This window comes from Kitasatospora sp. NPDC057936, assembly GCF_042887525.1.
In the GTDB taxonomy this organism is placed as follows: Bacteria; Actinomycetota; Actinomycetes; order Streptomycetales; family Streptomycetaceae; genus Kitasatospora.
In genome coordinates, this window is the sequence record NZ_JBHVPD010000073.1 from 46143 (window position 1) to 56340 (window position 10198).

The 10198-nt window shown below is 71.9% G+C and carries 9 protein-coding genes and 2 pseudogenes; 6 read left to right on the top strand and 5 right to left on the bottom strand.

Annotation, left to right across the window (positions count from 1 at the left end):
• Positions 1-14 precede the first annotated feature (14 nt).
• Together ACFVU9_RS31325 and ACFVU9_RS31330 are read left to right on the top strand one after the other, a co-directional pair.
• Positions 15-1139 carry a uroporphyrinogen-III synthase gene (locus tag ACFVU9_RS31325; RefSeq protein WP_380436559.1) on the top strand — a complete coding sequence of 375 codons (1125 nt, stop codon included), beginning with the start codon at positions 15-17 and terminating at the stop codon, positions 1137-1139.
• Positions 1139-1699 (top strand): annotated as a pseudogene (locus tag ACFVU9_RS31330) (sirohydrochlorin chelatase); the annotation flags it as partial. The gene ACFVU9_RS31325 and the pseudogene ACFVU9_RS31330, both read left to right, overlap by 1 nt.
• Before the next feature lie 89 nt (positions 1700-1788).
• Here the strand turns inward: ACFVU9_RS31330 and ACFVU9_RS31335 are convergent.
• Together ACFVU9_RS31335 and ACFVU9_RS31340 are read right to left on the bottom strand one after the other, a co-directional pair.
• Positions 1789-1911: pseudogene (locus ACFVU9_RS31335) on the bottom strand (DUF397 domain-containing protein); the annotation flags it as partial.
• A gap of 111 nt (positions 1912-2022) precedes the next feature.
• Positions 2023-3291, bottom strand: coding sequence for an MFS transporter (locus ACFVU9_RS31340; RefSeq protein WP_387599174.1), 1269 nt, complete (start codon positions 3289-3291; stop codon positions 2023-2025).
• A gap of 87 nt (positions 3292-3378) precedes the next feature.
• Between ACFVU9_RS31340 and ACFVU9_RS31345 the strand changes: the two genes are divergently transcribed.
• The 3 genes from ACFVU9_RS31345 to ACFVU9_RS31355 all read left to right on the top strand — a co-directional run bounded on the left by ACFVU9_RS31345 (position 3379) and on the right by ACFVU9_RS31355 (position 5520).
• The gene (locus ACFVU9_RS31345; protein ID WP_380436567.1) at positions 3379-4356 is read left to right on the top strand and encodes a DUF5937 family protein; all 978 of its coding nucleotides are present in this window, start codon (positions 3379-3381) and stop codon (positions 4354-4356) included.
• 128 nt (positions 4357-4484) lie between these two features.
• Positions 4485-4949, top strand: a complete 465-nt coding sequence (locus tag ACFVU9_RS31350) for a helix-turn-helix domain-containing protein (RefSeq protein ID WP_380436568.1) — start codon at positions 4485-4487, stop codon at positions 4947-4949.
• A 1-nt stretch (position 4950) separates the two neighbouring features.
• Positions 4951-5520 (top strand): PIN domain-containing protein, encoded by a 570-nt coding sequence (locus ACFVU9_RS31355; RefSeq protein WP_380500061.1) that lies wholly within the window; start codon positions 4951-4953, stop codon positions 5518-5520.
• A 45-nt stretch (positions 5521-5565) separates the two neighbouring features.
• Here ACFVU9_RS31355 and ACFVU9_RS31360 read toward each other — a convergent pair whose 3' ends face one another.
• Positions 5566-7146, bottom strand: a complete 1581-nt coding sequence (locus tag ACFVU9_RS31360) for a purple acid phosphatase family protein (RefSeq protein WP_387599161.1) — start codon at positions 7144-7146, stop codon at positions 5566-5568.
• A 157-nt stretch (positions 7147-7303) separates the two neighbouring features.
• Between ACFVU9_RS31360 and ACFVU9_RS31365 the strand changes: the two genes are divergently transcribed.
• Positions 7304-7642, top strand: a complete 339-nt coding sequence (locus ACFVU9_RS31365) for a hypothetical protein (protein ID WP_387599164.1) — start codon at positions 7304-7306, stop codon at positions 7640-7642.
• 12 nt (positions 7643-7654) lie between these two features.
• Here the strand turns inward: ACFVU9_RS31365 and ACFVU9_RS31370 are convergent, their stop codons facing one another.
• Positions 7655-8440 carry a DUF1963 domain-containing protein gene (locus ACFVU9_RS31370; RefSeq protein ID WP_387599167.1) on the bottom strand — a complete coding sequence of 262 codons (786 nt, stop codon included), beginning with the start codon at positions 8438-8440 and terminating at the stop codon, positions 7655-7657.
• A gap of 135 nt (positions 8441-8575) precedes the next feature.
• A complete protein-coding gene (locus ACFVU9_RS31375) occupies positions 8576-10051 on the bottom strand; it encodes a PQQ-binding-like beta-propeller repeat protein (RefSeq protein WP_387599169.1) in 1476 nt (491 codons plus the stop codon).
• Between the last annotated feature and the right edge of the window lie 147 nt (positions 10052-10198).

The following is a 10198-nucleotide window of genomic DNA, read 5'->3' on the forward strand; positions in this document are numbered from 1 at the left end:
GCACGCTGACCGGCATGGCAACCCCCACCGCCCAGCCCGGGCCCCTCACCGGCTTCACCGTCGGGGTCACCGCGGCTCGCCGCCGCGAGGAACTCGTCGCCCTCCTCACCCGGCGCGGCGCCCAGGTGGTCGAGGCGCCCGTGCTGCGCATCCTGCCGCTCGCCGACGACCTCGCCCTGCGCGAGGCCACCGAGCGGTGCCTGGCCGCCCCGCTCGACTACGTGGTCGCCACCACGGGCGTCGGCTGGCGCGGCTGGATGAGCGCCGCCGAGGGGTGGGGCCGCGCAACCGCCCTCGCCGAGGCCTGCCGGGGCGCGGTCGTGCTCAGCCGGGGCCCCAAGGCCACCGGCGCGGTACGGGCCAGCGGCCTCGGCGAGGGCTTCTCCCCCAGCACCGAAGCCACCGACGAGCTCCTCACCTGGCTGCTCGCCCGCCCCCTCGACGGGTGCCGGATCGCCGTCCAGGAGCACGGCGTGCGGCTCGACGCCTTCGCGGCGGCCCTGCGCGAACGCGGCGCCGAGGTGATCTCCGTCCCCGTCTACCGCTGGGCCCCGCCGGACGACATGGCCCCGGTGCGGCGGCTGGTCGAGCAGACCGTCCGGCGCCAGGTGCACGCGCTCACCTTCACCAGCGCGCCCGCCGTCGCCGCCTTCCTCGCCACCGCGGAGGCCGAGGGCCTACGCGAACCCGTCCTCGACGCCCTGCGCGGGGACGTCCTGCCCGTGTGCGTCGGCGCCCTGTGCGCGCGCCCGTTCGCGGACCTCGGGCTGCCGACGGTGTACCCGGAACGCGGCCGGCTGGGCTCGCTCGTCCGGCTGCTGGCGGAGACGCTTCCCACCCTCGGCCGGCGCGAAATCCCTTTGTCAGATGCGGTGTTGACGCTCCAGGGCAACGCGGCACTGGTCGACGGCGAGAGCCACCTCCTCAGCCCTCGCGGCGCCGCCGTCCTCCGGGCCCTCGCCGAACGCCCGGGGCACGTGCTGAGCCGCGCCGAACTCCTGCGCGCCGCCTGGACGGACGCGAGCGCGGACGAACACGCGGTCGAGGCGGCCGTCGGGCGGCTGCGGGCGGCGCTGGGCGCGCATGCGGGGCTCATCCGGACGGTGCCCAAGCGGGGCTACCGGTTGGCGGCGGGCTGATGCTGCTGGCCGTGGCGCACGGGAGCCGGGACACGGCGTCGGCGGCGACGATCCGGGCGCTACTTCACCGCGTTCGTCTTCTCCGACCCGAACTGCCGGTCCGCTGCTGCTTCCTGGACCTGAACCGGCCGTCGCTGGACCAGGCCCTCGCCCAACTTCAGCACCAGAACCCCATCCTGGTCCCGCTCCTCCTGAGCACCGGCTACCACGTGCGCGTCGACATCCCGGCAGCGGTGGCCGCCGCCGGCCTCCCAACGTCCCAGGTCGCCCGCGCGCTGGGCCCACACCCGCTGCTCGCCGAAGCCCTGGCCGATCGCCTTGCCGAGAGCGGCGCCGCCCCGGAGGCCCCGGTGGTCCTGGCCGGCGCCGGCTCCTCCGACCCGACGGCCATCGCCGACACGACACGGATGGCAAGCCTCCTGGCCACCCACCTGGGCCGCCCGGTCACCCCGGCCCACCTGTCGGCGGCGAGCCCCACCCCCCACGAGGCCGTAGCCGCGCTGCACTCCGAGGGCCACCGAGAGGTAGCAGTAGCGACCTACCTCCTGGCCCCCGGCTTCTTCGCCCGCCGAGCCGCGACGACGGAAGCGAGGTGGACGAGCGCCCCCCTCGCCGCCCACGAGGCCGTCGCCCGCCTGATCCTCCACCGCTACGACGAGGTCAGCCGGTCGAATTCACCAGCCTTGACGCCGAGTGTGAAGGCACGCAGCGCGTCAGGCGTGTTGGCAAGGATGGTGCCAGGGGCGTCACACTCGCGAAGTCTGATGCTGCAGCCGGCGGTTGCAGAGACGTAGACGCAATTGGCTGCGTCTCCACTGAACGAGGACTTCTGCGCAGGAAGTCGATCCGCCCGACTTCCCGCGCAGAGGGTCCCGAGGCGGGATCAGACAACCGTCGGCACGGCCTCCTTCTCGGCGACGGGCAGGTCGCGCATGGTCCGCAGCGGCGAGCAGAGGATCGGCAGCACCGCGAGGAGCTCGCCCACGACACCGACCCACATGGCCTGCCGGACGCCGAGGCTCTGTCCGAGCACGCCGCCGATCAGTGCGCCGACCGGCATCAGCCCCCAGACGACGAACCGGAAGGATGCCGTCATCCGCCCCAGCAGCGGCTTCGGGCAGAGGCGCTGGCGGTAGGCGACGCTCGAAACCCTGAAGGTCATGAAGCCGGCCCAGCCCAGGCCGTTCAGCGCGACGGCGATCGCGAACCGCCCGTCCGCCTGGTACATCGGCAGCGCGAGCAGCCACAGCACGCTGCTCAGGGTCATCGAGAGCCACATCGCCGGGCCCTGGCCCAGCTTGGCGGTGATCCGCTCCACGCACAGCGCTCCGAGCAGTCCGCCCACCGCCTCCGCGCTGAACACCAGGCCGCAGAGGAACGCCGAGAGGTGAAGTTGACCGGCGAGCAGCGCCAGCAGCATCGACGCACTGATCGTGCCGCACATGTTGGAGAGCGCCGAGCTGATCGTGATCGCGCGGAGCAGCCGGTGGCCGAGGACGAAGCGCAGGCCCTCGGCGATCTCGGACCGCAGGTTCCCGCCGCCGGCGCCGCTGCGCGGCCGCGGATCGGGCGTGCGGATGCGGGCCAGTGACAGGGCCGACAGCACGAAGGTGGCCGCGTTCACGACGATCGCCACCGGCGCGGTGAGCGCTCCCACCGCGATCCCTCCGACACCCGGACCGCCCACTTGCGCGATGCTGCGCGTCGTCTCCAACTTGACGTTGCCCTCGACCAGTTGCTCGTCCACCACCAGGTGCGGCAGGTGGCTCTGGAACGCCGTGTCGAAGAACGCGGTGCAGACGGACATCCCGAACGCCACCACGTACAGCTGGAGCAGGGTCAGCGTGCCCAGGAACGCGGCGACCGGTATCGACCCGAGCAGCACCGCGCGACAGAGGTCGCCGACCACCATCACGCGGCGCTGCCGCATCCGGTCCACCCAGGCGCCGGCCGGCAACCCGATGACCAGCGCGGCCAGGTACTCGCACACGACGAGCAGGCTCATCTCGAACGGCGTGGCGTGAAGCGTTCCGATCGCCACCAGCGGGAGCGCGACCAGCGTCACGCTCCCGCCGAGCTGACTGACCGCGTCGGCGGTCCACAGCCGTCGGAAGTCCCGGTGGAGGAACAGGCTCGAACGATCTCTGATCATGGTCACGGTCGGCAACACCACCATCGGACGACCTGGCCGACCAGTGTTTTAGTCTGGGCGAAAACACCTGTGCGGGGAGGGAGCCCCATGACCGAGGTGCGGTTCGACGTCGATGACGTCGCCTCCGTCAGGTTCGCGGTCTCGCCGCTGTGGGAGACCGTTTCCAGCCTCCGGGTGCTGCGCGAGCCCGGGCACCACCCGGTCCACCTGCCCTGGATCGGGCAGGCCCGGCAGCTGGTCCGGGACGAGGGCCTCGCCCGCCGGACCGCTCCGCTGAGAGCCATCGTGTGGTCGAGCAGTTGCCTGCCCGATTTCCTGACACCGCCACCGGGCTGCTCGCTCGGCGAGATCGAGGAGGAGCTGGCAGTCGTCCTGGCCACCCCGCCGGCCCGCGTCCGGGCCGAACTCGAAGCGGGCTTCCGGTACGCGCCGCCCTCGCCGTTCGCCCGGCTGCTGGCCGCCGACCCCGAGTCGGCGCTGCCTCGGCTGGTCGACGCCGTCCGCGGATGGTGGCAGGCGGCGATCCACCCGCACTGGCCGCGCATGCGGGCCGTACTGGAGGCGGACATCGCGTACCGCACCCGCCAGTTCTCCGGTGGCGGTGTGCAGTCCCTCTTCGGGAACCTCCACCCCGCGCTGTGCTGGGCCGGGGACCGCCTCCTCCTGGACGACCGGCTGGACACCGCCATCGACCTCCGCGGCCGGGGCCTCCCGCTGCTGCCGAGCGTCTTCACCGCCCACTCCGTGCTCGTGACCAGCGACCCGGCATCACCGCCGATCGCCATCTACCCCGCCCGGGCGGTCGGCACCCTGTGGGAGCGGCAGGAGGCCACCACGGGTGCGCTCGCCCGGCTACTGGGCCGCAGCCGGGCCCGGATCCTGGCCTACACCGGCTCGCCCAGCACCACGACCCAACTGGCGACACGCACCGGTCTGAGCCCGGGAGCCGTCTCCCAGCACCTGGCCGTGCTGCGCGAAGCCGGGCTGGTGACCGGCCACCGCTACCGCAACGAGGTGAACTACACCGTCACCGATCTGGGAGCCGCCCTTCTCGACCGGCCCTGACGCCCCGGGGCTGCAGCCTTCCCGTCCTCCGTCCGAGCAGGAGACCTGGGAGGGCATAGCACCCCGAAGCGCTGTTGCGAATGCTTCACTTATTGCGAATACTTCGATTAGGACAGCGGAGGGAAGCCATGGGAACCGTCACAGGCAGGAAGATCGAACCCGGCGCCGTCGATGCGGGCGATGCTCGGCGGGCCCTCAGCCGGATCAACGACTACCTCTCGCACACAGGTCGCAGCAACAAGGACATCCAGGTACACCTCGAAACAGGAGCGCAGGACGAGACTCTGGTGCTCCCAAGACCGGTGGCCGAGATGTTCGCCTCGATACTGGCCGCCCTCGCCAACGGACAGGGCGTCCAGATCATCCCGGTCGATGCGGAGCTCACCACTCAGCAGGCCGCCGACATGCTGAACGTGTCCCGCCCCTACCTCATCGGACTGCTGGAGTCCGAGAAGATCCCCTACCGGCTCGTAGGCCGCCACCGCCGCATTCGTGTCGACGCTCTTCGCCAGTACCTTCGCGAGGACGACGCGGCACGGAAGGACGCCGCCGACGAGCTGATGCAACTGGACCAGGAGCTGGGGCTGCTCTGACATGGCCTTCGTCGTCATCTATGACGCGTGCGTGCTGTACCCGAACACCCTGAGGGACCTCCTCATGCGTGTCTCGCTACGGGGGCTCGTGCGCGCGCAATGGACTGACACCATCCTTGACGAGGTCGATCGCAACCTCGTCAAGGACTTTCAGATCCCACCGGAGAAGCTCCAGCGACGTCGAGAGCTGATGGTTCAGGCGGTCCGGGACTGTCTCGTCACGGGGTTCGAGCCCCTGATCGAGGGGCTCAAGCTCCCGGATCCCGACGATCGACACGTGTTGGCCGCGGCGATCAGGGCGGGAGCCCAAGTCATCGTCACCAACAACCGAAAGGACTTTCCCGTCGACTACCTCGGTTCGTTCGACATCGAGCGGAAGAGTGCCGATGACTTCGTCATGGACCTCATCGGGCTGGATGAGCGCGTCGTCTACTCGTGCGTCCAGGAGATCGCGCTGAGCCGACGCAAGCCGCCACAGACGCTCGACGACGTGCTGAGCCAGCTTGAGAGGTCCGGCCTGAGGCAGTCGGTGGCCGCCTTGCGCCTCGGGTGGGTTGCAGAAGAGAGTTAGGCCCGCCGCGCGGCGTGCGCGGCGGGCCCTCAAGGACGCGATGGGTTACCGGCGGCCGACCGCGACTCTGGCATCGCTGTTCTCGTCGTCGCCCCAGCCGTCGCTGCGGTCGCGGTACAGGGTGAACTGGTCGTAGAGCACCGGCGTCGGCACCGGGTTGGCCGCCGTGGCCGGGGCCGAGTGGTAGTAGCTCACGGTGATGGTGGTGCGGCTGCCGGGCAGCACGCCCGGGTCGACGTCGAAGACCGCGACGCCGTAGGGGTGGTTGGTGTCCGGGTCGATCACCGCGGACCAGGTGGCCTTCTCCTTGGCGTCCGGGTCGGCCTTGAAGGTGAGCCGCTGGGTGCGGACGAAGGCCTCGCGGACGCCGTCGCCGTCGGCCGGCAGGTACTTGTCGTCGTGGCCGGCGGTGCCGCCGCCCAGGATGAGGTGGACGGTGCCCTGCGAGGTGTCGATCTGCCGCAGGTCGTCGTCGGCGACGGACGGGGTGAGCAGGCCGCCGGACTCGGTGCCGCGCACGGGGTGGGTGCGCTCGTAGTCGTGGTCGTGGCCGGCGAGGACGAGGTCGACCGCGTACTGGTCGAACAGCGGCATCAGCTTCTCCCGGATGCCCATGTCGCCGCCGTGGCTGGCGGCGGACGAGGACATCGCGAACTGGTGCATGCTGACGACGATCCAGTCGACCGCGCTGCCGCCCCGGGCCCGCGACAACGTGCGCTCCAGCCAGCGCAGTTGGGCGCCGTCGCTGTAGTCGCTGATGTAGATGGACTGCCCGGTGGCGGGGTCGATGCTGGCGTCGTCCTCGACCGCGATCTCGTTGCCGTCGAGGCTCAGGAAGAGCACCGAACCGACCTGGAACGCGTACCAGTTGCCGCAGTAGTCGCGGGTGCCGTTGTCGGGGAGCTCGAAGCGGGTCAGGTAGGAGGCGTAGCCGAGGTCGCCACCGCCCGCCTCGACCTCGTGGTTGCCGGGCGCGGGCATCCAGGGCCGGCTGGCGGCCGACTTGGACAGGTTGTTCATGAACGCGTTCCAGCACTGCGGCTGGAGCTGCGGGTTGTTGTTGGCGTACGCGAGGTCGCCGTTGAGCAGGTGGAACAGCGGCGAGAACTGCTCGACCTGGCGGACGGCCGCCGCACCGTGGATCGAGGACTTCGCGAACACGTTGTCGCCGGTGCCGAGGTCGCCGAAGCTGGTGAAGCGGAACGCGGCGCGCCCGCGCCCGGGGGCGGTGCGGAAGGTGCCGCGCACCGGCTGGGCACCGTCGTGCAGGACGTCGTAGACGTACGTGGTGTCGGGCTTCAGGCCGCGCAGCCGGACGTGGTGGGTGAAGGTCTCGACCTTGTTCAGCCCGTCGACGTACGTCCGCGTCTCGGCGTCGACGCTGCGCCCGCCGCCGCCGCGCGGCGTCCCGAGGCGCAGGCGCGGGCGGCTCACGCTCGCCGCCGTCGCCCAGGACACGGTCATCTCGGTGGACGGCTCGTCGCCCCACTGGAGGTGGACCTGCTCGGGGCCGGGCGTGCCGGCGACGGCGGGCTGCGTCCAGAGCAGGGTGGACGCCGGGATCGCCGCGAGGGCGCCGGCGGCCGTACCCGTCCGAAGGACCGTTCTGCGCGAGGGATGTGACACTGCCGCCTCCATGGGCTCCGAGAAACGCCCAGGAGACTCCCACGGCGGACGGTACCGGCGGACCACTTCGGACAGTGCGTCCGGCGAACGCCGGGTGAACGAACCGGTTACTGTGGCCCACGTCCGACGGCGCCAACGCGATCGAGAGGTCCCGCACGTGTCCTCAGCACCGGATTCCCCCGCAGCACCGGCCTGGTACACCGTCCGGTGCTTCTTCCGCTGGACCAACTGGAGCGACGCGCCCTACGAGGAACGGATCACCCTCTGGCGCGCCGGCTCCTTCGACGAGGCGATGGCGCTCGGCGAGCGCGAGGCCGCCGCGTACGCGGAGGACGGCGGCTTCGAACTGCTGCCGCTCACCCAGGTGTTCGTCCTCGACGCGGACGGCGGCCCGGCCCACGGCAGCGAGGTGTTCTCCCTGCTGCACCGCACGGACATGGCACCGGAGACGTACCTGGACCAGTTCGACCGCGACGGCAGCACCGAGCAGCCGTGAGCCGGCGGGCTCCTACGCGCCGTAACGATGGGCGAACGGGCGCCCGGGGCAGGTACGGCACTCGAACAGGCGCACGCTGTCCAGGTCGCCGAGACTCAGGTCCGCGCCCTCCCACCTGACGTCGCGGTCCTCGACCGGGGTCCACGCCTGCCGGTTGTCGTGCTCCTCGGTGCTGTCCACCGTCAGGAGGTGGTCCATTGGCGTCGAGCAGAGCGGGCAGACCGGCCACCGCGGCTCCTGCGACCAGCCGGGGTAGCCGCCCAGCTTGGTGCCCGGCGCGGTGGACAGGTGGTCCTGGTAGTGCCAGCCCGTCTCCGCCTCCACCTGTTCGAAGCGGGCGTCCAGGGCGTCCCAGAGCTCGTCCGGCAGGTCCCAACTCGCGTACTCCGTCACCGTCTCCGGGTGCACGACACAAGGACGCGGCACCCGCCCGTACCCGGCGTCCGCAGGCGCCGGCGGGGTCTGCCGCACCTCCCCCACCTCCGCCACGGAGCGCCAGCGGACCAGCGGGACGACCCACTGGGTCGCATGGCGGCGCGGACACCACAGCACCTGGAGCAGGTCCCGCCCCTCCGGGAAGGGCACGGTGTCCGGCACGTCGGCGCGGAAGATCTGGACGACCGCGACCATCGGCGACCCCGGGTGCTCGGGGCACTCCGGCCACGGCTCCCGCGCCGGCCACAGCAGCGGCCCACCGACCGAGCTGTCGCGGCACGTCGGCCGGCCCGAGCGCGGGTGCAGCCGCACGGTCTCCCGGCGGAAGGGCGCGAGCTCGGGAAACAGCGCTTCAACGTTCAAGGGGCGCGGTGGAGTTCGACGGGTCACCCGCGGACGGTACCGGGGGCCGGGGGCCGGGCGCACCGGAGATTCGGCCGGAGCCGCACAGGAAGTCGGCGGGCCCGACTTCCCGCGCGCGGCCCACGCCGACCGCACCTACCTCGGCACCGCCACGGCCCGTACCGGGGGCTCGGCGTCGGTGGTGCCGTCCCTGGCTACGACGGTGAAGCGGCCGGGGCCGTCCGGGGCCAGGTCCGACGGGTCGTCCGAATCGGTGCCGAGAATGGCGAGGCTCTCGTCCTCGTGGCCGGTGGCGGTGTCGACGCCGGTCAGGGAGTTGCGGGTCATCGCCCAGACGCGGGTGCCGTCGACGGCCAGGCCGGTCACCTGGTCGTCCAGCCCGGCGGTCCACCGCTTGCCGCCGTCGGCGAGGGAATAGGCGACCAGGCGGCCCGTCGCGTGGCGGCTGTTGTGCTTCGCACCGCCGAAGGTGACATCGTCCGGCTTCTCGCCCGGCACGACGAGCAGGTCGCCCACGACCACCGCACCGTAGGCGGGGCGGGCCTCGAACTGGTGGACAGCGTGGGCGCCGCCCAGGGTGACGTCCAGGTCGTACTCGTCCCCGGAGACCGGGATGGTGCTGCGCACCTTGCCCGCGCGGTCGAAGGCGAGCACGGCGTGCGTGCCGCGGTCGCCCTGCTCGTCCACCCACACGGTGAGCGGGTCGGCGGAGAGGACGGCCGCATCGTTCAGGCCGTTGGCGAGCGGCAGGACGGTGTGCGTCCGCTCCTGCCCGTCCTGCGCGGCCAGCGTCCGCAGCACCGGGCCGCCCTTGGAGCACTGGGCGACGGTGACGGCGGTGTCCGGGCCGCCGGCGACCCGCAGCGGTGCGCAGTCCGGGTCGACGGCGCTGCGCCAGGCGGCGCTGCCGTCGATGAGGCTGACGGCGCGCCAGCCGCCCGTCTCCTGGAGGACGGCGCGGTCGTCGGCGACGGCCAGCAGTCCGGGAGCAGCGGTGTCGCCCGCGCGGAGGGGAGCGTCGAGGTTCGCCGTCCAGCGCGGGGTGCCGGTCGCGAGGTCGAGCGCGATCGCGGTGGCGCACGGACGGCCGTGGGCTCCGTGGGCGAACAGCCCGATGCCGTGGCCGGTTTCGCGGCTCATGGCGCAGACGGAGTCCTCGGCGGGCGGGGTCCAGCTCCAGGCGGTGTCGCCGGTGGTGGCGCGGTAGGCCACCACCTTGTCGGGCCGGGCGCGGACGACGAGGTCCGCGGTGCTCCAGCTGCCGATGGCGCGGATGTCCGAGGGCCGGTCGGGCGGGGCCGTCCAGTCGTCCTTGACGCCGAGGCCGGCGAAGTGGACGAAGATCCCGAGGCCGATCAGCGTGCCGAGTGCGACGGACGGCAGGCCGAAGCGCGGGTGGCAGAGCGCGTAGAGCAGACCGGCGCCGCAGACCATCAGCCCGAGGATGGCGATGAATCCCATGGAGGCGACGGCATCGCCGCCGTAGCCGTAGTGCCCGCCGAACAGCGCCCCCAGCCCGAGCACCAGGAACAGCGCGCCGAACACCCCGCCCGAGACCACCCCCAGGATCTCCTGGTCGACCTTGAGCCGGTCCTTGATGTTCCCCGCCATGCCGCTTCTCCCCCGAGACGTGTCGAATGATCATGGCAGAGGCCGACAAGCGGGGTCTGTACGGTCTTCGGTGTAACTCCCGATCAAGGAAGAACACCTGATGAGCGACGTGATCGTCTCTGCTGAGGCGGTTGAGGAAGTCCGGCC